The 25407-nt window shown below is 33.2% G+C and carries 15 protein-coding genes and 8 pseudogenes; 6 read left to right on the top strand and 17 right to left on the bottom strand.

Annotation, left to right across the window (positions count from 1 at the left end; translation table 11 throughout):
* Window positions 1–193: 193 nt before the first annotated feature.
* The gene (locus AC3WVZ_RS30665) at window positions 194–385 is read right to left on the bottom strand and encodes a DUF2187 family protein (protein WP_233936666.1); all 192 of its coding nucleotides are present in this window, start codon (window positions 383–385) and stop codon (window positions 194–196) included.
* A 733-nt stretch (window positions 386–1118) separates the two neighbouring features.
* Between AC3WVZ_RS30665 and AC3WVZ_RS30660 the strand changes: the two genes are divergently transcribed.
* Window positions 1119–1295, top strand: coding sequence for a hypothetical protein (locus AC3WVZ_RS30660; RefSeq protein ID WP_233936665.1), 177 nt, complete (start codon window positions 1119–1121; stop codon window positions 1293–1295).
* 1005 nt (window positions 1296–2300) lie between these two features.
* On the opposite strand, the gene AC3WVZ_RS30655 is transcribed toward AC3WVZ_RS30660, so the two are convergent.
* Window positions 2301–3107, bottom strand: coding sequence for an SdrD B-like domain-containing protein (locus AC3WVZ_RS30655; RefSeq protein ID WP_233936663.1), 807 nt, complete (start codon window positions 3105–3107; stop codon window positions 2301–2303).
* Between the two features lie 337 nt (window positions 3108–3444).
* Window positions 3445–4152: an IS6 family transposase gene (locus tag AC3WVZ_RS30650; RefSeq protein ID WP_233936662.1), complete on the bottom strand. Its 708-nt coding sequence runs from the start codon at window positions 4150–4152 to the stop codon at window positions 3445–3447.
* Window positions 4153–4641: 489 nt separating this feature from the next.
* Here AC3WVZ_RS30650 and AC3WVZ_RS30645 point away from each other — a divergent pair.
* A pseudogene (locus AC3WVZ_RS30645) lies at window positions 4642–4762 on the top strand (transposase); the annotation flags it as partial.
* Between the two features lie 294 nt (window positions 4763–5056).
* On the opposite strand, the gene AC3WVZ_RS30640 reads toward AC3WVZ_RS30645, so the two are convergent.
* The 5 genes and pseudogenes from AC3WVZ_RS30640 to AC3WVZ_RS30620 form a co-directional block, all read right to left on the bottom strand.
* Complete coding sequence (locus tag AC3WVZ_RS30640) at window positions 5057–6097, bottom strand: ETX/MTX2 family pore-forming toxin (protein ID WP_233936661.1); 1041 nt, start codon at window positions 6095–6097, stop codon at window positions 5057–5059.
* 584 nt (window positions 6098–6681) lie between these two features.
* A pseudogene (locus tag AC3WVZ_RS30635) lies at window positions 6682–6899 on the bottom strand (IS200/IS605 family element RNA-guided endonuclease TnpB); the annotation flags it as partial.
* 475 nt (window positions 6900–7374) lie between these two features.
* Complete coding sequence (locus tag AC3WVZ_RS30630) at window positions 7375–8223, bottom strand: polysaccharide deacetylase family protein (protein ID WP_233936660.1); 849 nt, start codon at window positions 8221–8223, stop codon at window positions 7375–7377.
* A 333-nt stretch (window positions 8224–8556) separates the two neighbouring features.
* Window positions 8557–9240 carry an N-acetylmuramoyl-L-alanine amidase family protein gene (locus tag AC3WVZ_RS30625; protein WP_233936659.1) on the bottom strand — a complete coding sequence of 228 codons (684 nt, stop codon included), beginning with the start codon at window positions 9238–9240 and terminating at the stop codon, window positions 8557–8559.
* An 89-nt stretch (window positions 9241–9329) separates the two neighbouring features.
* Window positions 9330–9656: pseudogene (locus tag AC3WVZ_RS30620) on the bottom strand (sensor histidine kinase); the annotation flags it as partial.
* 545 nt (window positions 9657–10201) lie between these two features.
* Between AC3WVZ_RS30620 and ltrA the strand changes: the two are divergent.
* Window positions 10202–11446, top strand: a complete 1245-nt coding sequence (gene ltrA / locus AC3WVZ_RS30615; protein ID WP_492310912.1) for a group II intron reverse transcriptase/maturase — start codon at window positions 10202–10204, stop codon at window positions 11444–11446.
* Window positions 11447–11505: 59 nt separating this feature from the next.
* Here ltrA and AC3WVZ_RS30610 read toward each other — a convergent pair.
* The 5 genes and pseudogenes from AC3WVZ_RS30610 to fliB form a co-directional block, all read right to left on the bottom strand.
* Window positions 11506–12948: pseudogene (locus tag AC3WVZ_RS30610) on the bottom strand (histidine kinase dimerization/phospho-acceptor domain-containing protein); the annotation flags it as partial.
* Complete coding sequence (locus AC3WVZ_RS30605) at window positions 12945–13640, bottom strand: response regulator transcription factor (RefSeq protein WP_233936658.1); 696 nt, start codon at window positions 13638–13640, stop codon at window positions 12945–12947. The gene AC3WVZ_RS30605 and the pseudogene AC3WVZ_RS30610, both read right to left, overlap by 4 nt.
* Before the next feature lie 117 nt (window positions 13641–13757).
* A pseudogene (locus AC3WVZ_RS30600) lies at window positions 13758–14013 on the bottom strand (RNA-guided endonuclease TnpB family protein); the annotation flags it as partial.
* Between the two features lie 289 nt (window positions 14014–14302).
* Window positions 14303–15672 (bottom strand): annotated as a pseudogene (locus AC3WVZ_RS30595) (IS1182-like element ISBth7 family transposase); the annotation flags it as partial.
* Between the two features lie 354 nt (window positions 15673–16026).
* Window positions 16027–17289, bottom strand: a complete 1263-nt coding sequence (fliB, locus tag AC3WVZ_RS30590) for a flagellin lysine-N-methylase (protein ID WP_233936657.1) — start codon at window positions 17287–17289, stop codon at window positions 16027–16029.
* 51 nt (window positions 17290–17340) lie between these two features.
* Between fliB and tnpC the strand changes: the two genes are divergently transcribed.
* The gene (gene tnpC / locus AC3WVZ_RS30585; protein WP_233935200.1) at window positions 17341–18744 is read left to right on the top strand and encodes an IS66 family transposase; all 1404 of its coding nucleotides are present in this window, start codon (window positions 17341–17343) and stop codon (window positions 18742–18744) included.
* A gap of 696 nt (window positions 18745–19440) precedes the next feature.
* Here tnpC and AC3WVZ_RS30580 read toward each other — a convergent pair.
* On the bottom strand, window positions 19441–20613 hold the full coding sequence (locus tag AC3WVZ_RS30580) for a tyrosine-type recombinase/integrase (RefSeq protein ID WP_233936655.1): 1173 nt from the start codon (window positions 20611–20613) through the stop codon (window positions 19441–19443).
* A gap of 399 nt (window positions 20614–21012) precedes the next feature.
* Between AC3WVZ_RS30580 and AC3WVZ_RS30575 the strand changes: the two genes are divergently transcribed.
* The gene (locus tag AC3WVZ_RS30575; protein WP_233936653.1) at window positions 21013–22008 is read left to right on the top strand and encodes a helix-turn-helix domain-containing protein; all 996 of its coding nucleotides are present in this window, start codon (window positions 21013–21015) and stop codon (window positions 22006–22008) included.
* A 769-nt stretch (window positions 22009–22777) separates the two neighbouring features.
* Window positions 22778–23317, top strand: a complete 540-nt coding sequence (lepB, locus tag AC3WVZ_RS30570) for a signal peptidase I (RefSeq protein ID WP_233936650.1) — start codon at window positions 22778–22780, stop codon at window positions 23315–23317.
* Between the two features lie 90 nt (window positions 23318–23407).
* Here the strand turns inward: lepB and AC3WVZ_RS30565 are convergent.
* The 3 genes and pseudogenes from AC3WVZ_RS30565 to AC3WVZ_RS30555 all read right to left on the bottom strand — a co-directional run.
* Window positions 23408–23488: pseudogene (locus AC3WVZ_RS30565) on the bottom strand (IS6 family transposase); the annotation flags it as partial.
* Between the two features lie 219 nt (window positions 23489–23707).
* Window positions 23708–24747: pseudogene (locus AC3WVZ_RS30560) on the bottom strand (IS3 family transposase).
* A gap of 97 nt (window positions 24748–24844) precedes the next feature.
* Entirely contained in the window at window positions 24845–25144 is a 300-nt protein-coding gene (locus AC3WVZ_RS30555; protein ID WP_233936648.1) for a hypothetical protein, read from the bottom strand.
* Window positions 25145–25407: the final 263 nt, after the last annotated feature.

Here is a 25407-nt window from a genome sequence, read left to right as displayed (position 1 = left end):
TTCTGTTTATGTTTCTGATAATGACACATTAGGCTGTAATGGACTTTTGTCATACTAAAATCCGACGTAAGAAATTAGCTTGGCCTTTTTTGTATAAGAAATCTTAGAAACAATCCTAGATATAATAGGAGTGTTTGATCTCTGAATATGTTCTCATGAAAAATAGCCTTCCATATGAAATCAGCTCAAGTATTTATTCAGTTTCATCTATACAGCAAAGTCGATAGTTTTTATGACTCACAACGGTCTTATCGTATGGAAAATCACCACCAATTATTTTTATAATTTCTATTAATACAGATTTCTCATACAGTTTTATTACGATACCTGTAATTTCCATACCATTTCTCTCAAATACGATTGCATCATCTAGTTTTGCTTGCATATTAAACCTCCTCATTATTTTGATTTTGCATTATATATGCGTATAATAAATCTACAAATTCTACATTTTCCTCTTGTAACACACGATCCTCATTTTCTCAATGTAAATTAACATGCTATACAAAACGAATATCAAATATCAATTTTCCTTACTTTTAGCAAAATACAGTATTACTACAGTATGCTCTACACGCAAATGGGCTTTTCCTCATATCCTTGTAAGAAGGGATAAAGCTATGAATTAAAAATACTATACTCTATTATTATGAGTGTTATCCGCTATAAAAAAGGATACATGGATGAAAATATATTTACATATCTAAGTAGAACTATTAAGTTTTGATGCATTAGCAAGTTTGGTATTTATAATGCAACAGTATTTTACACATGTATGTCTAAATTGTATCGCCCCCTTCCTTTCATGTTTATAAAACCTAATATATCTTGATTTTATTCAATTCCTCATATCATCATGTAGAATCTTTAAATTTACATGTAATAGGAAGTACTTTATAGAACAAAGCTCTATCACGACTCTATTATGCCACTTAAAATGATTTTATATAATTTTTACATCATAAAATATAAAAAAATTTTTTTCTCGTTCGAAACAGGAGGAAATAAAAAGTTCTTTCTTTTATAATATAGGACTTCTCTTCCTCGAAAAAGAATTGTATTTTGAGTATACCTACTGTAAATACGTTCATACCATACATCTAGGAATAAAATATCAAATGAAAGAAAAGCTGAAAATCGATACGATTGTAATGCTTTTCGCTTTTTCTAGTAGGATAATTGCTACAAGTAGGCGTAAGAAAATACTTCCACTTGTAGAACAACAAGTCCTATCAGATATGTTGCATCAAACAACAGATGCTATTCCCTATAGAGAAATAGCATTGAAGAAATGAAATTAGATGCGAAATTTATCAAAGGTACAAAAAAATGTGATTGTGTTTGATTTAAATGAACCAATCATGGATAATAATCCATATCAAACTATGGCCATGTAATAGGAAAAGGCTATTCATTATAAATTGAAAACATAGACTCCATAAGGAAAAACGATATCCTTACGTATTTTCGTTTCTTTTTTACATTATATAAATAAAAGAAAAGTGCCGATTTGTTACAATTCAAACCAGTAACTAAATCTGTTAAATGCTACATTAAAAGATTCAAAAAATTGATAAAGTACATGTTTTATTGCATAGAGGCTGACAAAGGGAAAGAGGAACGAGGAAAACAAATTATAGCGCAACATGCTATTCTCTTTTCTTTAGAGATAATCTATTTGATTTTACTGAATTTGATAAAAAAACCATAAGAGATTGAAAAACACACCATAGAAGAAACAAACACTTCTTTTGGAGGTGCAATTATTATGTTTCCAAGTCAAATGTATAGTGATGGAGAATAGGTTTAATTTCAATATAATTTGAAACAATTAAATGTGAAGAAAGATAAATTTCATAATTTTTTTACCCGTATTTAACAAGAAGAAATAGTGAAAAATTGAATTATAACAGAGCGCAGCAAGATTGGATGAATATACTGTACCTATTAAAAAGGAATGTCACTGATAGCTAGATATATCGCTATCGTTATGCAACTGTAGGAGGGGGATGGCACACCCTCATCTTGAAGACTGTTCAAAACAGAAATGGACTGCGAACGCTTAGTCATTCAAGAATCCCATCCGTTACACTGTAAGGTGTAGGACTTGCGGCTTTAGCCGGGGGAGTGTCAAATGTTATTTACTTTCGTTAGAAGAATCAAAGATTCTTCTAGAGAGGGATACGTGGAATTATTGCTAATTGCTCTTCTAACGTACGAAAAAAGCATAGTTCAGACACAAAAATATGCTGTGGAGAAGACTTCCTCCACAGCATGAAAATGAGTAATAAACTTATGCCTTATTGTAATTCTTTCAAGCTGTTTTTTGTGACTTCATATTTTTTGATAACAGCTGTATATGGACTTCCTAATTTAGTAGTCTCGCCATTATCAATAGTGTAACGCAGTCTATCTCCTTCAGTATGTACAATTTCAATTGTATAACCTGCTTTCATTGGAATCATTTTTGATTCATCCGCTAGTTGCTGAGCATTGTTTATAGCTCGATCATACACTACTTCACCAGTAGATTTTTTAACTTTGATATTGGCATAGTGTGAATTTGTAGAATAAATATTAGGTATACTTAGATTAAATTTAATCTGTAATTCTAAATTTTTTGGAGTAAAGATCATATTTACGAATTCGTTATCCATATATCCTACTAATGACCATTTAAATTGTTGTTCAAGTTGTTGATCATTTATTTTTACTAGACCTACATTTAAATCTTTTAAATTATTTTGAGTTACAGTTATGTACTTTGTTAATCCATCACTACCAAAATAAGGAACGCTTCCACCAAAGCGATAATTTTGTGGAACGTTTACTTTCGCATAGTACTTCTCATCGGCCACATCACCAAAAGAATACTTCCCTTGTGAATCCGTTGTAGAACTTTTAATTAAAGAGCCATTAACAGTAAATAAATCCATTTTAATATTATTGATTCCAGATTCCCCTGCATCCATCTTACCATTTTTGTTTTTGTCTTCCCACACCACACCTGTATTTTCAGCAGCATATGTTGGCGTAGTCATCACATATTGACTACTTAATAGTGTGGTAGATAATAGTGTTCCATACATTATTTTGTTTAATTTCATAAAATGATTCCTCCCAAAGTTATTTTTCATTGACTTACTAAAGATAACGAATCCGAAAGGTCATATTTTATATTTTGATGACATGAACGTAGGAAGTTTTCAAAATATAAATTTGCACATTTTGTATTACATTTAGATGAAATTTACATCCATATCAAAAGTGATTCATGTTATAAGATTGATTAACAAAATACCGTATATAAAAGAAATTCCCTAACTTAATTTTGGTTTTTAACGTGCAATGAATTACATCATTCATTGTATATAAATTTTGGTTCTGGTGCAAATAAAGGATACATTCCCAAAAAATAATGAGGATTCCTACTGGAATCATTCTTTACGCTGTGAATCCAAATAATTGATGAATAAATTCTTTTTGATTGCGAACAGACTGATTCTGTAAATCCACCTGTTCTTTTTTTATCATGTGCATGGCTTCTACTCCCGCAAGCATACATGTAGCTGTGCCAAAAGATTTAAAACCTAACATAGAGCGTACACGTTTTTTAATGAAGCGATGGTCTTGCTCCACTACGTTATTTAGATATTTTATCTGCCGAATTTGAGTGCCTAACGGCACTTTTTTCTCGTTCTTTAATTTGGTGATAGCAACTGGATAAGCAGGATTTTTATCAATTGTAATTGTACGAGGTTTTGAGGCATGAAAAGATTGCAAAGCTTTCTTAAAGAATCGCTTTGCAGCCTTATGATTTCTAGTTTTACTAAGATTGAAGTCAATCGTATTTCCTTCAGAATCAACCGCACGGTATAAATACATCCATTGCCCTTTTACTTTTATATACGTTTCATCCACTCGCCATGAATCATTTGTTTGTTTCAGATGACATCGGATACGTTTATCCAGTTCCGGTCCGTATTGATGGCCCCAGCGCATAATCGTTGTATGTGCTAAGGATAATCCTCTTTCTTCCATCATTTCCATCAAATCTCGAAAACTTAGATTGTACCGTAGGTACCAACGTACAGTTAATAAAATTATATCTGGTTGGTAATGCTTCCATTTAAACAAATTGTCCTTTTTCATACTGATCACATCCCTTTTGTAGAGTAATCGTATCAGTATGTCCCAAATTAGAAGATTACTTGCAATTAACCTAACTTTTTTGCACCAGAACCTAAATTTTTCCTATGAAATAAAAATTGAATTTTCGATTTTAATACATTAAAATAAAGTATGAGATTCATGAATTTTCTGTCATCGAAACCCTTGTACGAATTAAGATAGGATTACCTCTATCTTTTCCAGGGTGTTGGGAAGCTCTTTAGGGCCCCTCAATATTCTGGAATCTTTTTTGATATTAAAGAAAGAAAACAATATAATTTAGAAAAAATAGCCCACGCCTTTAGGCGCGGGCTGACAGTGAAGTTGGATACAAAGTACAATTAAAAATCGTAAGGTTTGTGGCACTTTAAGCATTCAAAATGTGGGTATCTTTTGCTGTGATTTTTATTAAACGGATACAATCTGAATGTGATGAATGATTATAGAAGAACGAAAACAACCGTATCATAAATGAACTACCATTTTATGTTTTGCCCACGATACAGAAGAAAGATTTTTTAACACAAAAGTTGAAGAATATTTTACAGCATTGGTTCAAAAGGTATGTACTCGGTTGGATGTTGCAATTATCCGTGACAAACCATGCTACAACCGATACACAGTCCTACTGATACAATGGTACCTGAAATAATATGAAATTGCTCAAGTCTTAGAGACTATTGGAGAAGTGATGGTAATAAAGCTGTACTCTGTTGCAACACTATTCTGCACAAACTATCTTTTTTTGTTTTATTCAGCTTCTTTTTGATCATCAGTCCCTATCTTTAAACAAGGATTCCCCCAATAGCTTCATTTAAGAATTTATTGGGAGAATCCTAATATCATAATTTGGATTTATTTTTATACAACATACAATCTTTTTTCATTATTTTAATAATTGAGCTCGTTTTTCAGGATTTTGATAATCGGCTAAAGACATTTGAACTTTGGGTTTATTTGGATCACTTGGTATAAATTCAATTTTCGCATCGGATTTAAATCCTAATTTTCCTGTAAAGTTTGAAAGAATCGGCTGTTTTAAGACGACCCTCTTATTTACATTATCTAGTTCTAGATAATCCGGTAATGTATACCATTGATTTGTGAGAGCTTGTTTAAATACATCATAGATATTTAATGTTTCTTTTCCATTTTTTGTATAATCATAAGGGCCGGTTCCGGGACCGTTCTCGGTAGCTTGACGGAAATTTGTCTCCGCCTCTATAGTACCTGTAATATAGCCTGTATTCTCCATTGTTCCAGAAAATTCAACCCGTTGTACTTTTCCTAGATAGTGTGTTGTTCCATGTGGTGCCGCTACGATAGTCTGAGAAGGTATTGTAATTTGTTCTGTACGCGTCGTTGTATTAGAACTTGTATGATTATAAGAGAATTCAGTAGATACTTTTTCCGTTGTAGAGCTACCGGCCCCTCCTACACCTGGGATACTTACGTTTGCATTGAATGTATGATCTAATTCTACACTTAATTTTGCTCCTTCTGAATTGGAATACGTAAAGGAATCTGTATTGGTAATCGTTTTAGACGGTGTGATATGTGTTTGGTTTAAATCTGTGACATTTTCATACGTTGCTTCTTGCATATCGTCCGCTGTTGTTATATCTTTTGTTTCTGTAGCAGTGACATCTTTAAAGTTTTCTAAAGAAAATACCATATTAATTATAGCTGGATTGGTGGTGTGAAATGGATTGTATATTTTTCCAGTACCATTGGGTTGAATAATCGGAGGTATATTTGTCATTGCCCTCATCAAATCCTGTTCAAATGTTGCCCTATCAATGGCTTTTGTTCCTTGTTCGTTTTGTGTTTCTGCCGCAAAGGTAGAAACGGGTGCCGCTAGCATGGGTGTACTTAACATGCATGCTAATGGAAAGATAGCTAATGCTTTATGATATTTTTTCTTCATAAAATATTATCCCTCTTTTGAATTGTTTTTTTAGTCTATTTTAATTATATCAATGAAATGAGAGACGAAAGGTTCAAAAATAGCATTTGGCAAAATGTGGAACGCTATAAACAAATGAAAATAGAACGTACTCAGAGAAAAGTAAAAGTTTAGCGAAATTTTAAGCGTGTACGTGGCGAATACACCTTGAGAATGTGTTAAACAGGTACACAAATTATATTGGCGTTGACAAATGGAAATAGTCTTTAAAACGTGGAAATCACTTTTCAAAATAGATCCTAAGTGTAATGTAAAACAAGAACGATTAGGGTGCCAACTATGTGGCCTCACTATACCAGTTCGAGAAAATCATACATTATCAAAATTTAAATTGTATAAAGTCATAAAAAAGTAAAAGGTGATACATATTAAGCATGCCTAATATGTATCACCTTTTACTTTTTGTTAAACAAACGCGCCCGATTCCTGTAAGTAAGAATTGTTTATTTTAACAATAATCGTCATCAAATGTTAATCAGTTTTAACTACTCATTTATTAATTTTTGGCATTTTCTTCAGCCCAGTCGAGATTGACTGTGGTTCAATAAATTTATCTTGTTTTCTACAACGGCAATGTTTTCGTCTGTTTGTTTTGCGATAAAAGATTGTACGTTGTTCGTCTTAGATTTGAAACACGAGGCACTAGTTTGTTATTTTTGAAAAAGTGCATACACACAAAGTTGCAAACAGACGACTTCATCGCAATACGATCCACTTCTTTTAGCCAAACACACACTGTCTTCTTGGCAGGAAATTGGACAGAGTACTATAGTCAAATCTCTCCCACCTACTCACGTCACTTTCCTTGAGGAGAGAATCTTCTTGGCTAAAATAATAAAAGTAGTGCTACATTTATATACGTATAAATAGTAGTCACTACTTTTTACAGGTGCAACAGGAGGAACAGGAGCCCCCTATACCATATATATGGTTCATAATGGAATTTGTGAATAAAATAATTTATTCTGATTATTATTTTTCTTTGTACGAAAATGGTACGTATTTTTAGCGTACAAAGAATTGGTAGTTTGTATCTAAATATACAATTTCTTTTAAATAGAATTGTTATGTCATTTCAGTTGAACAACATAACTTTAGCCACTTTCTCTATATTTATTAGTCTGTTCAAAATCAAAAAGAATTTATTCATCAATTATTTGGATTCACAGCGTAAAGAATGATTCCAGTAGGAATCCTCATTATTTTTTGGGAATGTATCCTTTATTTGCACCAGAACCCTATAAACGCTTATCCTTTTGGAAATTTAGACAAAAATGATCTGCATCATCATATACTCCAAACTCATACCCTTGCTCTTTATAAAATTTAATAATTTCAGGAAGAACTTGTAGTGTTTGTGGTCTTTCATGCATTAAAACCACTTCTACATCTTCTGTTGTTTGCTTTTTTACATTTTCTATAATCTGGTTTGGATTATCTTTTAATTTCCAATCATTTGAGTCAATTGTCCAATCCCAAACTTTTATGCCTGCTTCTACAATTTGATTTCGAATCTCTTCTCCTTTTAAACCTGGTGCAGATCCATATGGTGGACGAACCAGCTTAGGAGTGGTGCCTGTAATATCGTGAATAAGAGCTAACGTTTCTTTCATCTCTGGTACAAATTGTCCTTTTTGGTACAACTTCTCACTATTATGTGTCATACTATGTGCACCAATATAATGCCCTTCTTTTACTGCTCGTTTTACATTTTCCTGAAAACGTGTATTTTGTAAATTGCTACCTTGCATAAAAAATGTTGCTTTAATATTCTGCTCTTTCAGCATATCTAAAAATTGTCCTGTTAATTCGCTAGGACCATCATCAAATGTTAAATAAACCACTTTCCCTACAGGTTTTCCATCCGGTCTTTTTTGTTTCGGCGGTGGTGTTTCATTTTTCTTTTCTGGTTTCTGTGTGTTAACTTGTGTAACGCTTTCTTTAGCACTTTCTTTAACGCTTCCTTTTGCTGGAGTAGAGCTAAGTTGTCCCATTAAAAAGATCATGGAAATAGATGCTACTAGAATAACGCCTACAGATAGGAGTATCTTCATTATTCCACTTCTTTTATTTTGTGATTTTTTCATTATTTGTCACTCCTCCTTTTACAGTAATTATTTATAAAACTGATTCTTTACTCGGTTAAATTATTAGTTTCAACCGATACTTATAGTACATAGATTACTAGAAAGAGATAAAGATAAAGTGCAGATAATGTCGAAATTCGCTAAATTCTCTCTCTACTTCAATTAAATTTATTCTCAAATTCACAAACTAGTTATATACTAAAAAAATAACAAACAAGCATTCCGTTTCTGATGAATGTATCTAATGTGACAACTATTAGCTTTATGCACAAAAAGTACTATCCTTCATGATTAAGATATAGAAAAAATAGTATTTTTTATTTACCTGTTTTGCTAGGTAGTAAAATAAGTAATAATAGCATCTACAATACCCTTTTGTGATTTTACTTGGAAGTCTGCTGAATTCATTCTTTTTTCATCACTCTTATTGGACATAAATCCTAACTCAATTAAAATAGCCGGAGAAGAATTTTCTCGTAAGACAAGAAAATCACTTGCTTGAATGCCTCTATCCCGAGTATCTATATTTTGATTAAAAATGGCTTCTTGTACAATTTCAGCTAACTTTTTATCCTGTCTCTTATTAGCTCCATAATGAGTTGTGATTCCTTTTACTTTTGTATCTCCAAAAGTATCATGATGAATGCTGATATAAAGATCCGCTGCATTATCTTTAGCTACTTTGACACGTGCTTGTAATTCTTCCTTTTGTTTTGTTTCTGGAAGTAAACTAGTATCTGTTTCACGTGTAAGTATCACTTTTGCATCCGTTCTTTCTTCTAATTCTTTTTTTATATTTTGTGCCACTTTTAAATTAAGAGCCTTTTCAATTGTTCCATAATTTTTTCCTTGCGCCCCTCTATCGCCCCCGCCATGCCCTGGGTCAATTACAATGGTTTTTCCTTTCAAGCGTAAATCTTCTTTTGATATATTTTTACGTCCTTTAGCATGTATTAAACCAAATCCTGTACTCATTATTAATATAATAAAGAAAAACAGTATCGCTCTTTTTTTCATTTCAACAACCTCCTTATTAGCTTTTCATTCTGTTTCTAATGAAAATAATAATAAATTCAGGTAAAGATTACGTGCAGATAATGTCGATTTTAAAAAAATAATACGCCATCTTCTGTATTTGATACACCATATTCCGCGTCATGGAGCTCTAATATATTTTTTGAAATAGCAAGACCCAGTCCTGTCCCACCTTTTTTAGATCGCTGACGAGATGTATCCCCTCGATAAAAACGATCCCATATCTTTTCTACATGTTCTGATTCAATATGAGTCCCTTTATTTTCTATACATATTTTCACACGTTCATTCTCTTCTATAGTGGAGATAATAATATTCTCGCATTCTGGTGTGTAACGGACTGCATTCGTAATAAAATTAGTAAGTACCTGTTCTATTCGATGTAGATTTGCAACGACTGTGCGCCACGAAAGTGTGCGTGAGTAACGAGAATTACTCAAAGCAACTATGCTGTACAAATGATGACGGCGGGCCCGTCGGAGTCGCCATACAGGTGGAGATTTCAAACCGCCTTAAGGTGCTGTAGTCAAAAGCTATGGTATTGAGCGTTAAGGAAAAGGCAATCAAGAATTGTCAGGTGGGTGTTATGGAGATGAACGAACATGTGAACCACTTACGGAAATGTCGAAAGCGTAGAGATTCCATCAAAACTAGGGGGGAGTCGTTAACCTAGGATAAGCTTAGAGGAAACCTGTTTACTGTCTAAGTGGTGGGCGGCATAAAGGTGGCATGAACATAACACAGGCGTTTGTGCGGAACGTGGGAACCTACGGACTGATGCGAAGGGAGTATTTCAAGTGGAAGAACCACAAGAAAAGAGTACCGATGCAGTCATAGGGGCAGATTGGATTGTAGTAGTGAGGAAGCCTCTGTACTGGAGGATGAGCGAAGAATCCAAGTTATTCAGTTTCCAGGATAAGTCAACTTTGAGGAGGAGGAACTTATGCAAGAAACAAAACCGTTTAGTATTTCAAAGAATGTTGTAATGATGGCCTTCGAACGAGTAAAAGCTAATAAAGGGACATATGGAATTGATGAACAATCCATCGAAATGGATTTGAAGAATAATTTGTACAAATTATGGAATCGTATGTCTTCAGGAAGTTATTTTCCAAAACCAGTAAAAGCAATAGCTATTCCTAAGAAGAATGGAGGAACAAGAACACTAGGTATTCCAACAGTTGAAGACCGAGTGGCACAAATGGTAGCGAAACTCTATTTTGAACCAAATGTGGAGAAGTTGTTCTATGAAGATTCTTATGGATATCGACCAAATAAGTCAGCGATTCAAGCTATTGAAGCGACAAGGAAAAGGTGTTGGCGGAAGGATTGGGTATTAGAGTTCGATATTAAAGGGTTATTTGATAACATCCGACATGACTATCTAATTGAAATGGTAAAGCGTCATACCAATCAGGAATGGATTACGCTCTATGTACAAAGATGGTTAGCAACACCTTTTCAAATGGAAGATGGAACATTAATAGAGAGGACAGCTGGGACACCGCAAGGTGGTGTTATCAGTCCAGTTCTTGCGAACTTGTTTCTTCATTACACATTTGATGATTTTATGGTAAAAGAATTTTCAAGTATTCCTTGGACAAGATACGCAGATGATGGAATAGCACACTGCACTTCATTGAAACAAGCAAAATATCTTCAACGAAGACTGGAAGAAAGATTTAAATTGTTTGGACTAGAGCTAAACTTAGAGAAAACGAAAATTGCCTATTGTAAAGATGATGATAGACAACTGAACTATCCGAACATTTCTTTTGATTTTCTTGGGTATACGTTTCGACCAAGACACGCAAAGAACAAACATGGAAAATTCTTCACAAACTTCTCACCAGCTATTGCCGATAAAGCTAAGAAAGCAATTAGAAAAGAAGTGAGAAGCTGGCGCTTACAGTTGAAAGCAGATAAAACATTACAGGATATTTCTAATATGTTTAATAAGAAAATCCAAGGATGGATCAATTATTACGGGCATTTCTACAAATCAGAAATGTACGGTGTATTGCGGTATATCAATAGTGGTCTAATAAAATGGGTTCGTCGGAAATATAAGAAACGAAAACATCGAAGGAAAGCAGAATATTGGCTAGGCACTATTGCGCAACGAGACCGTAAACTATTTATTGGAAATATGGGATACTACCGGCAACGAATAATGGGAGCCGTATGAGCTGAGCGGTTCACGTACGGTTCTGAGAGAGACTTAGGGGGAAGTTCCCTAGGTCTACTCACTTCAATTTTTGAAAGCTGTTTATGGACATATAATCGCTTAGCTGTTATATCTGACGTTAATTGCTCACATATATAATCAATCATCTCATCAACATGGAAAACGTCCATTTTCATTTTATATATACCAGACTCGAATTTTGCTAACTCCAATATATCAATAATGAGCATATCCATTTTATCTATTTCTTTTGACATTGCTTTAAAGTAATAATCTTTTTTATTACTCGCAACACCATCCGCCAAAATGGAAATACAGCTCTTCATAATACTTAAAGGTGTTTTTAATTCATGCGACACACCCGAGATAAATTCTTTACGTGTATTTTCTAATTGTTTTTCTTTCTCTATATCTTGTTGTAATTGATTAATATACGAATGCAAAGTTTTAGAAAGCGTATTAATATTTTGTGATAAATCACCTATTTCATTATTTGTAGTAATAGGTATTGTCTCTGAGAAATCTAAACCAGCAATTTTTTTGTCGTATCATTTATTTGTAATAATGGTTTGGCGATTTTTTTTGAGTAATAGAACGATATCAAAATGATTAAAATCAATACAAAGATAATTAAATATATATAATAATCCTTTATCATTTGCACAGCTTCATCCACTGGCTGCAATGATGTCATAGTGAATATATAATTTGTCTTCCCAGTTGTATCTTTTGTTGGTTTGATTAATAATTTATATTTAATATCATTTTCTTCATAATCCATTATTTTTGTAGAATTACTATTTTTCGGTGTTTGATTTAATATTAGATCGGCTTGAAATTGTTTTATTCTATCTATAAAGCACACAATTTCCATAAATAGAGTTAGTCCCTGCGGTAGCCACTGGTAATCGTACATTTTTAATGCTTCCTGCTAAATATAATTGTGAGCCTTCTGTTGAAGATATGTTTTTTTTTCCATATAGCCTTTCTGATAATTGCTCATTTTCCAGCCCGACATTCTCATTTGTCATTGTTAAAATTGCAGGGACAACAATATCCCCTCTTTGTACCCCATCGATAATAATATGATATCCCTGTTCTAACCTATATTTTATTCGTTGTATATCTTCTATATGTACAAAGCTATACAATGGAATTTGAATGATATGCTCTGAAAAAGTCTTATTTTCATTAGGATCTAATTGAATTTCTAAAGAAAAATCATTTGCATATTTTATATTGCCCACATTATCTAACGTTGTGATCCATGTCCCATTATCTCGATAAAACGTCTGTTCTAATTCTTGGATTATTTTCTCGTCATCTCCAGCTTTTACATATGCTTTTTCAAAGGATTGAATATTTGTTTTAATATCATTGATTTTTCGGTTCGCGTAGTATTGCTTAAAAAATATGGTTTGCCCAATAAAAATAATGACTAAAATAAGAGTGCATAATACTGTTGTTAATATAAATAATTTTAATACAATTCCTTTTTTCATACTTGTCCCTCAAACTTATAACCCGCTCGTACGACAGTTACAATACAGTTTGCTTTTCTTCCTAATTTATGACGCAAATTACGTATGTGACTATTAACAGTGCGGTCATCCCCTGTAAATTCATAGCCCCAAATTTTAGTAATTAATTGTTCTCTTGAAATTACAATCCCTTGATTTTGCATTAAATACGCTAATATTTCAAATTCGGTATGTGTCAGCGTTATGTTTTCTTCATATACAGTAACTACACGAGAAGATAAATGGACATGGATATCATTGCTAGTTAAACTAGTTAATTTGTCTTCAGTAGACACATCGACAGTAGAAGCATAGCCTTTCTGAATTAATTGTTTTACTCTTGCTAATAAAATAGGAGGACTATATGGCTTTGTAACATAATCATCCGCTCCTAGTTCAAACCCGAGTAAAATGTCATCCTCGTCCACCCGCGCCGTTAACATAATAATTGGTACATTAGATTTCTTACGAATTCGCCGACAGACCGCCCAACCATTTAATTCCGGTAACATAATATCTAAAATGATTAAATGCACCTCATTTTCTTCAAATATACATAGTGCTTCTTTCCCATTCATCGCCTCTAAAACGTTGCATCCTTCGTTCAGTAGATAATCTTTCATTATTTCACGTAAAATGTCTTCATCCTCTACAATTAAGATTGTTTTTTGCATATTTTATCTTCCCTACGATCCATTTTATTTTCATGCAGAAATAGTCCATTTTTTTAGTGTAACCAATTATATATTTTTCACTATTTTTATCGTTACTCATGTATCATACATGATATGTTTCCTGTATGTATTTCTCCTACTGTTTCCAAAGAAACGAACTGTATCATCATCTATGATGGCTACCGCAGGCAGTTTGAGACCTAAGTCTACTCCAAAAATTTTTGCTCCTGCTTTTTCTATTATAGGAATTGTGACAGAAATTTGAGCAATCCATTTACCAGATTTCATTATGATATGAAATCTGCCTAACTTATACTTCAATAAATCGCAATTGGTCGGTTAATACGGCACGAACTTTTAAACGTGTTGACTTCTTATGGTTTTTAGTAGCACTCTGTATCCAACCTCTCTTTCATCCCATGCCTAAAGGCGATAGCTTTCTCCTTCGAAAAAGACTGTGAAAACTTTCACGCATTCTCCCACTCCTCACCTACAACCTACTTATGTCTACCCTGTAATTTCATTATAAAAGAAAAACAATAGGTAAATTTTATATAATAAAATTTACCTCAGAGTGTTGAGAAACCCTTTAGGGTTCCCAACACTCTGGAATCTTTTTTGATTTTAGCGAATAAAAACAACATAAAATAATAGAATTTTAAAAAATAGCCCTCCACCTGACCAAAAAGGGTCAGGTGGAGGGCTATTTTTTTCATGTTTTGACAAGCTGCGGTGAGATAAGCTTGCATTTGGACAGACTTCAGCCCTCGAAACCGGGCATAGCGGTAGCCATGTAGTTCTTTGGCGTCTGCAAAGCTTCGCTCTATAGTGGAACAGCGTACTTTATACAACCTTTTCCCTGTAGCTGTTAGCTTGTTTTTTCTAGCAATATCCTTATATTTCTCCCACACATGATGAGTGATAACTTTTTGTTTTTGTTTCTTTGAAAAGCACACCTCACGTAACGGACAAACAGCGCAGTCTTCTGGATTCGATTTGTATTGACGGTATCCTTCACGATCAGTTGTTACATATTCTAGAATACATCCCATCGGACAAGCGAAAACATTCATTTCTTCTACATATTTAAATTGGCTTTTCGGTACTTCTTTATTCCGTTTTCCAAATCGGCGATACCCCATCACCATAAATATATTCCGTTCTGATAGTTTCTTACAGATATATCCTGTAAAATAGCCAGCATCAAGGGCAACAGCTTCTACTTTGAAGTCGAATTTATCAATCTGAGCTTGGAGGCGTGCTAAATACGGCTCGGAATCTGCCATATTTCCAGCCGTTACATAGGTATCTGTAATAATATTGTACTTCGCATCAGTCGTACGATGATCCAAGAAATGAAAACCATTTGGTTTTCCATCTCTCATTAAAAATCCACTATCTGGATCCGTTGTACTTATACGAGTTTTTTTGGTAGGGGTATCACTTTCCTTTCTAGGTTTTAATTCTTTTTTCCATGTACCTCACGATCTTCGATTACCGCAGCTTCTAGCTCGTCTATATAAAACTTTGCTTTTTCTTTTTTATATTTATGTACAAATTTATTTTTATTGGCATTGGCCTTAATATGTGTAGAATCTGTCATCAGTGCACGTCCTCCTACCATCCGGTGCTCCGTCGCTTGTCTCACAATCTCATCAAAAATTTCTTCGAAAATATTTGTATGAATAAAACGAGTACGACGATTCCAACTGATTGTAGAGTGATCCGGAATAGTATCCGATAGAGAAAACCCTAAAAACCAACGGTAGGCAATATTCGTTTTAATTTCCTTTTCCAATTGACGCTCAGAACGAATACCGTAAAAATATCCAATAAACATCATCTTAAATAAAACAATAGGATGAATGGACGGGCGTCCATTGTTTTCACAGTAATAAGGGCGTAACTTCTCTTCAATAAAATCAAAACTAATTGTCGCTTCAATTGCACGAAGGAAATGATCTTGTGGAACCAACTCTTCTACAGAAACAGATACACGCTCATCACGATGATTTTTTAAAGCACCCATCATAAAAAATCTCTCCTTTTCCTCTTTTTTATCAGTGTTGACACATAAAAAGAGGTTCAGACACAAAAACAGGCTGTGGAGAAGACTTTCTCCACAGCCTGAGGTAAATTTTATATAATAAAATTTACCTATATTGAAGATAGACACTCTCAGTAATGGCATCACTTTACATGTTGTTAAAAAGGATAAGTTAACTTTTACACCGTTACATTTAGAAAGTATCACGCCGAAGTCGACTTGACTTTTATCTGTTTCCACAACTCATGCGATTACTTTTGAAAAAATCTAACTTATTAACTTTCTATCGAGAAATGAAAGAAAAAAGATGCCTACAGACATCTTTTTTTACATCCACATTTATTCGCTAATCAAGATATTAAGTATTCGCGAATAGTCTGTCGTATAATTTAATAGTTCATCATGTAATTTATTAATACATTCAATTTTATATCCGGGATAATGTTGAAAAATTTTAGAATAACTTTGGAATAATTGAATGATAATATCCTCATTTAATCCTATATGTGACGCAGAGATACCTACTAGAATAAGTTTTAAAATTGAAAATTCTATGTTAAATATTAAAAAATTTCTCGCAAGTATATTACCATCATATGGAAAGAGCTGGTGTTGAAAATAATAAGAACAATAATTTTCTAACATCTGTTCATGTTTTGTAAAAAATGGTTGGTAATACGCATCATAATTATGTTTATATATTTGTAGGAAGTCAGTTTGATTAACGGTCTCCCCTTGTTTGATTTTCATACCTTCTTTAAAAAGTTGTAAACATTCTTCAAACCGTGGTGAAACATCATGTGACTGCAAAGCATTTTCTATTTTTAGAATAACATGTAACAGCAGAGATATCTTAAGGTCGAACGTATTTTCGTTTTTGTTTTTCAAGTCGATGTTTATTTGTTTTTGTGCTAATTTCATGGCTTTATTCGTACCTATGTTATTTTGAAGTGCATGACAAAATCTGTTCACAAATATCCCAATTAACCGAATTCGTTGCGTTAACGCATATTCCTTTTGTGTGAGAAAATATGTGATATGTTTATGCATTTTTTTTACATAATTTAGATTTCTGTCAATATCAGATGATCCTACAAACGTGGTCTTCAGATTGCTATCTATCGATGTAATCCAATCAAATGGCGTGTTAGCCAACAAAACTAACCGTGCTACCTCAGGACAAGAAAGATGACATGTTTCATAGTAGCTATGCTGGACTTTCTGTATGACTCGAGGATATATTTTACAGGTATCGCATAACGTATGCAGTCCATGATCTAATTGGATTTGGCACAATTTTTCCTCGGTTAAAAATGAACATCTCCCCGCAGAATTAAATTGTATTGTCGCATACGCACCATTTGATATAGCGTTATCATTTTTCTCCATATATTGTAAAAGATTAGTTGCGTTTTCACTATCCAACTTTTGATATCCTTCATATTCTTCTTTGCTTATAAAAACACCCCAATCCCCCTGACAACAATTGTCTTCACATTTAGAACCAATGCAAGAAAATTGAGAGGTATACTTGCTTGTAAAAAAATTTTGGTAACTACTCAGCCACCTTTCGGTGTCTTTTTTAAATTTTACTAGTTTCATATGCCTCCCATTTGTAAATACTGAGTATATCAAACAGGGGAGGTGAATCTTATGGTCGATCGAAAAATTATTTTAGATACATATAAAAAAGGACCTGAAGCTGTTATTTCTTTATTTGAAGAAACATTTTCTAAGTTAGAAAAACGTATACAAGAACTAGAAAATGCTTCAAAAAAAAACTCCAAAAATAGTCATAAGCCACCTTCTACAGATGGTTTGGGTAAGCCCGTTACAAAAAGTTTGCGCAAACCGTCTCATCGTCAAACGGGTGGCCAGTTGGGCCACAAGGGACATACTCTTGGTTTGACAGCGACTCCAGATCATACGATTACACATTCTCCTACATATTGTACTTGTTGTCATACTTCCTTGAACCACGAGCCTGTAAAAGGGTATCGCATTCGCCAAGTGTATGACTTACCACCTATTCAGATCGAAGTGACAGAACATAAAGTAGAACAGAAAGAATGCCCACATTGCCATTCTATCCAAGAAGCCCAATTTCCTTCGACAGTATCTCGTCCTGTTCAATATGGTCCAAATATAAAAAGACTGATTCCCTATTTAACGCATTATCAATGCATTTCTTTGAAGCGAACAAAAGAATTCTTTCAGGATTGTTTTGGACATTCTATAAGCGAAGGAACCCTGGTAAATCATACACAGGCTTTCGCTTCTCAATTGCAGCCATTCATAAAAGAAGTAAAGGAAAAGATTCTGCAGTCTCCTGTTGTCCATTTTGATGAAACTGGTATGCGTGTAGAAAACAAAACACAATGGTTACATACTGCCAGTACACCGGAGGTGACATTGCAACATATTCATCAAAAACGTGGAAAAGAAGCAATGGATGCTGGAGAAATCTTGCCATCTTTTTCTGGAATTGCGATGCATGATGGTTGGAAATCGTATGATGCGTATACAGATTGTCGTCACGTTTTATGTAATGCCCATCTCTTACGAGATTTACAAGGAATTATAGATAGTACTGGAGAACAATGGGCACAACAGATGCAGAAATTTCTAACGCAAGCGTTGACGATGAAAAAGCAATCCGAAGGTACCATGCCAAAAGCGACGCAAAAGAATCTGTTTATTATGTATCAATCCATATTGAAAGAACAACAGATTCTTTCCACGAAACAAAAGAAGAAAGGAAAGCAGACGCCTTCTCAAAATTTATGGAATCGCTTCGTCAAGTATTCTGACAGAATTCTAGGGTTTTTAGAACATCCAGCCATTCCATTTGATAACAATCAAGCAGAACGGGATATTCGGATGACGAAAGTAAAACAGAAAGTGTCTGGGACTTTCCGAAGTAAGAAAGGCGCAGAATCTTTTTGTCAGATACGAAGCTTTATGAGTACCATGAAAAAACAAAAACAATCGGTCTTACAAGCGATAAACCAAGTCATAGAAACTAGAACGGTTCCTTGGAATAACACGACTTCATAAGAGAATTTCTCTATTTGGCATAGATTCTTTCTCTGATTGGAGTATTTTCTTTTCATGTTTTCGAATCGGAAACATGTATTTGGCCTGTTTTTTTATTTGAAGAAGCTGAGTAGTTACAAATTTTGTTTCATTTTCACACAACCTTTTTTATGGAAAATATAATGATTAAAAAATATTGTGATACAGGAAATTCAAAAATATTAAAGAGGGGCGCATTTTCGGCTGTAATCAAAGATGCAAAGTATTCTGGGACTCTTTCTCATGAAAGATTGATTATTTTCTAATTATACTAATCAAAGAAGAGGACGAAGAGACAAAAATAAACCTTTGACAAAGTCTTTTTTTAGCTTTTCCTATATTTTTTTATAGGACTCACAAATAACACGAAAAATTGAACTTCTAGCACTATCTTAATAACAAGATGTTTTTGCTCAACGACATAGATTTTATTATTAAAAAGAGTTTGAGTAGCAGGCAGATAGTAGAAATCATCTCCAGAATATACATAAGTTGAAACTATAATACTTCACTACTCCATAAAGATAGGAAGTAATTGTATACAAAATAGCTGCCTACTCTCCCTTATCAGAAGCCACATCTACTCCTTAGAAGGATGGGTCCCGGTAAGGCGTCTACTTAGCTAAAATGAGAAATGAGATACTATCTATCCCTCATAATGTCCGTTTGATTTATTTTTCATTGCAACATATCTGCAAATGAAGCGCCCACATTATTTTTCCGTTTCATATATTTCTCTAAATAAATTTTTGTGGTTTGGATATTTTCATGCCCCAACGTTTGCATTAAATGATACAGATCTGCCTGCCCTTGTTCCACTGCCATAATTGCAAAAGCATGACGGAATGTATGCGCCGTTACAGGATTTTCACGATACAGTAGAAACTCTAGGTTTGTCTTTTTGATCATATCTGTTACCTGATTTGATAACGTTTTCGAATTATAAGACTTCCCCCTTTGATTTATAAATAAGGACCTTTCATCTCCTCTATCCAATACAGTGTGGAACCCTCTTCTCCGCCTCATTTCACAAATACACTGATATAAATGTTCCGAAATGAAAAGTTCACGCACTTTATCCCCTTTTCCAGTGACTTTTAACCAGTACTTTCCGTCATAATGTAAATCTTTCACTTTCGCGTTGCACAATTCTTGAATTCTTGCACCAGTACTTGCGAGAGCCAATAAAATTGTATAGTTAATTACATGCCCTCTCTCTTTATAAAATCCTAAAATTTTCACAACTTCATCATAAGATAAATCTCGGTTTGGTCGATCTTGTTCATTTACATTTGCACGCTGTAGTTCTTCATGAAGTGGTTTTGCAATATAAGAAAATATATGAAGGTGTTTTAGAAAAGAACGGATAAGCACTGCTTTCTTTGCAAATGTTGCGACCGCATAGGTGTTACCGTTTCGACCATTCTTTACCTGCTTCAACCATGTATTGTACTTACGAATATGCCAAGGCTGTAATGTTTTTAATAAAGAGTCTGTTTTCTGTACCTCTTCCCCATCTAATTCGAATTCTTCTGCATGCTGAACCATGCACTGACAAAACGACAGGATTTCAGATATATAACTCTTTTTTGTATCCTCTTTCCTATTCTTCTTCTCATCCATATCTTTTTGTAAATGTACGAAATGATAAATCACTTCCAGGTCACTTACATACGTATATTTACTCTTTCCCTCTTTCTCTGCAACTTCCATCTTCTCTTCTACTTTATCTATATAACCCTTGTTATGTAAAAATGGAATGATATCTCTTATATTTTCTATATATCTATCAATATAATTACTTTGATTGTTTATAATAAATAAATTGTCTTTTTCATTTGTATTATTCATATGTTAAATTCGCCTCTCTTACTAAAGATTATAAACGTAATTTAGTTTATTACCTATACTCATTATTTTATTTTACTTCTATCATTTATACAAATGATATTTACTATTCTTTCTGTAAGAATCCTACATTCTTCTCCATTATCTTATACTTATATTTTTTTATAATTTATTAGTAAATATATATCTATATGTAATTAATGATTATATTTTTACAGCAATCATATTATTAACTCCACATATAAATATAATTAAGATAGGAAGATAATCTTAACTATTTATAACTTGTAAATAGTTATTTATTTTATAAAAAGATTTTTTAAAGTTTTAAATACAAATAAATTTTTGATATAATATATATAAAATGTATCCATTATTAAACAACAATTAAGGAGGTCTTTTATGACAGAAGATTTATTGTTCATTACAAAACCTACTGTGACAACAAAAGAGGCAGCAGACTTATTAGGAGTAACTGTACAGACCATATTAAAAAAAGAAAAAGATGGATTAATAGAATGTGTATATAAAGATAATTGGAAACAATTTGGTAGTAAGATTTTCTATTTGGGAGATATTGAACGCCTAAAAAATACAGCAGAGCTTAAGGGGCTTAGTACAACCGAAGCAGCTGAAATTCTTAATGTAGCACCTTCCACTATCTTTACCTACATCAAATCCGGAAAATTACCTGCGAAAATGATAGAAAAACGTGGAAAACAAGTATATCTAATTGATGAAGAGGAACTAGAAATTTTTATGCTTGATTATGAAAAAGTTAAAACAAAAGAACGAAAAACATTCCTTACTAAAATTTACGATAAAGATATATATTTATATCAATTATTAAGACATATACATACCGAAAAAACAGCTAGGGTAATAGAAATCAATGGTAATGATGGTAAAATTCTCACAGAGGATGAAGAGGTTTTTCCTCTATCCACTTATAAAGAACATGAGTACTCCTTCGAAATTCTCCCGAAACAAACCGTAATTACGAAGCGAGGATATTTATCTTTTACATTTAAAAAGCCGCAATTATTTAATTCCATCACTTATAATTTAATTAACTTATTTTATAAAAAACTTGGTGCCACAAATATGCGATTAAATATTACACCAGATACTATCAAATTAGAAATTAAACCTTTTGTTTTACAAGTAGACCCCTTGCAATTCCAAGAAGAGCTTAAGTATTTACATGCACATATGAATTCTGGCATGATTCTTCCACATGTAGAAGGGGTTTACTTTAAAAGTAATATAGAAGCACTAAGTTTTCATGCTACTCATGAATTTAAACAAAAAGTAATTCAAATGGCCGCCGATGCTGGCATGAAGCAAGAAGAATTTTTATTACATGTCGTACAAACCTATATGAATCAAGAAAAATAATAAAAAAACAGCAACTGACTAATACTGTTGGCTATAAAATACGAAGACTCCTTTTATTAAATACAAAAATGGATTGGCACCTTGAAAAGCCAATCCATCTTTCTGACTATCTATATAACAACAGTACTTAGCAAATACCCCTGTTAACTATCTGTCCCCACATCAGCTTAAGCACTTTGTGCATCAATTTTAGTAAATGCAACTCACATAGCAATATACCGTTGATGGAGGTATTCTTATGAAAGAAATTCTAAATATATCTTGGGCTTATAGTAAAAAGTATTTTAATCGGATATATTTTATTCTTTTTAGGGAGTGGATGTTCTCTAAAAACAATCATTGATGATGTGAATCTTGTACAGCATATTTTCTGTTGTATTCGAGTATAAACTGGATTTAGAATCCATTCATATTTACAACTTTATTTGAATTCTTCGCATAACACTGAATTCCCTTAGGTAATTTGGTGTCTTCATTTCTATCCAATCTTCTTTGCACCAGAACAATTTGGTAAAGGTATTAAAATGTTGTATATAGTAGCTTCTATTGTGGTAATCTAGTAAAGTATCCAATCACGCCAGGATTGTGATATAAGTAACGCGCATATTTCTGAATAGCAAGGATCTTATATTGTACCTCACGCTATAAGATCCTTGTCATAAGCACATATGTAGCTATAATGTGAACAAAGATACTTTTCCTCACATTATTGTTTTTTTAGATGACAAAACAGTATGAATTATACAGCAAAAGAAAGGATAGTTCTTACATGAAAAAATTTGGCCGTTGGTTTGGCATTTTAATAGTAGCTTTTATTTTTACTGTGGTTATCAATATGTTTATTTTTCAAACGTATAGAGTGGAAGGACATTCTATGGACCCAACGCTTTCCAATCAAGAATTACTATTTGTGTCAAAGATCGTACATACTTTTTCAGCAGAACCTGATTATAACGACATCGTTATAATTGATAGTCAATTAGGAAAAGCAGAAACCCTTCAAAATCAAATTCTTGATATTGGCTTAATCGCTATGTTTACAGGGGATACAAATAAAAGCATATATGTAAAACGTGTCATAGGAAAACCCGGCGACAGCATTGAAATTAAAGATGGCTATGTGTATCGAAATCACAAAAAAATAAAGGAACCTTATATAAAAGAACCGATGAATGCTCTTATAAAGGACCAATGGGTCGTTTCTCCAAATCATATTTTTGTAATGGGAGATAATCGTAACAATAGTAAAGATAGCAGAGAAATTGGACCAATTCCAATAGATCATATTTTAGGGAAAGTCATATGGTAAATATTCTTGATATGGTGTGATTGAATCTGTGGTTACTTTGCAAGGTTTGAAAAAACACAAATAGTTTAAGCGATTCTGACTGAATAACTTTTATAATTCCTTGTACGTCGAAAAAGAGAAGTCTGGAATTTGACTTCTCTTTTGTTTGTATATAGTATAAATGGTTTCGATTCATTTTCAGACATATTAAATATCCTTACGAAGATAATCACTAAAATGTCTCTGAATCGAGTAGGGCAGACGGATTCAGAGACATTTCCTTTTATGGAATAAATCCTTAATGTACCTTTTGGAGGGGATGAGCAAAAAACCCCCAATACTAATTTTAGGGATAAAAAAAGAAGACTAAAAAATAATCTGTACCCTTCGTAAAGGACATTTTGAAAAAAGTTAGGCAACATCAAGAAGATGATTTCTGTATCCAACAGGAGTCATCTTTTTTAAATTCCATTGGTATCTATAATGATTATAATACGTCATATATTTCTTAATCTCTTGTTTCAATTCATTAAAGGACGCGCAAGGTTTTATATGGGCTTCATCTTTCAGATGACCAAAAAACGATTCTTGTGGGGCGTTATCCCAACAGTTTCCTCTTCTTGACATGGATTGTCCAAGGTTTAGCTTTTTGACTAGCTTCTGATAGGTAGGGCTTGTGTAGTGGGCTCCTTGATCTGAATGAATATAAGCACCTTCAGTCAATCGAATCCGCGGATTCCTGTTTAGTTTATGGAGAGTTGTCGTTACGAGCTCTAATGTCATCTTTATCTGACGAGCCCCCTTCTTTCTATTTCTAAATCGAAGTGCTTTTAATATGGTTTCCTTCAAGATTTCATCTCGATCACTCTTTTGTTTCCGTTGTTCTTGAGCTGAAATTGAAAAGTATTTATAGTATCCCGAACGGGATACACCGGCTACTTTACACAAATAACTGACCATATTCCTTAAGTTGTATTTCATGATGACAGAACGAATCAAGATGAATTTTTGACTAGGTGGTAGTGTTATTTCCTTCTCCTCCTCCCTTCCATAAGTTTGATTTTTTTTAGCAATTCGTTTTCCGCCTTTAGTAAGTTTCGTTCGGCTTCTAAACGGGCATACTTTTCTTCTAACGTAAGCTCTCTCTCAAGAGTTCTTCCAGTGTTTTCAATACGTGTATCCCTTAAACCCAATACACCATTTTTTCTATAAGCAGCACGCCATCTACTTCCCGATGACATAACCCGTTTCATTCCAATCATATCTATATCAAAACCACATTCTTCAAAAATATTTCGAGGTAGCTTTCCTTTTTCATTTTCCTCAATAAAAATATGCTTAAATTCCTCTGTATAAGTGATACCTTTCTGACTTACAGATTTTACGTATAGGTTATTTGATAGAATTTGAATTTCTCTTTCTCTAAATAGCTTTTTTGTCATTTTTAACATTCTCCGATCTCAATTTTTCTTTTATTATACAAGAAATACCCTATAGGATAGACTTTTTTCAAGTGTCTATTCTATAGAGTACATTTTAAAAATCCCCTTAATTTTTATCTTTTCTATTTAACTTCATTGCATGTAGTCCAGTGATTCCAGCTAGATATTCAATGCTAGATGTTTGATTCTCAGTTTGTTCTTTTATTACCTCAGTATCATTTTTAAGCTTATCAAATTCTTCACTAGCCACACCATGAAACTTTCTAGCTTCAACTAAAACATCATCGACTTTCGCTTCTAAACGTTCTAGCCTATTATCCATTTTATCAAGTTTTGTATCCATCGTATTAAATCTATTATCAATCTTTTCAAGTTTTTCCATGATTGCTTTTAACATATTATCCATGATGGCGTTTCCTCCTTAATCTTCATGCACCATTAAAATATAATCAATCATAATATTAGTGTATGTATTTGTAAAGTTTGAAAGGTTTTGTTGCGAAGTTAAAAAAATAGAGAATGGGTTACAAATTGGATGTTGTATTTAAGCAACTGCGACTAATTTTTGTAGTTCATTGTACGCTGAAACGACGGAGTCTGGTTCAAGACTTCGTCTTTGGGTTCTGGTGCAAATAAAGGATACATTCCCAAAAAATAATGAGGATTCCT

The organism is Bacillus sp. CPT56D-587-MTF, from assembly GCF_058792335.1.
Note: the sequence above shows the minus strand (reverse complement) of the source record. Positions and strands in the feature narration are given on the sequence as shown.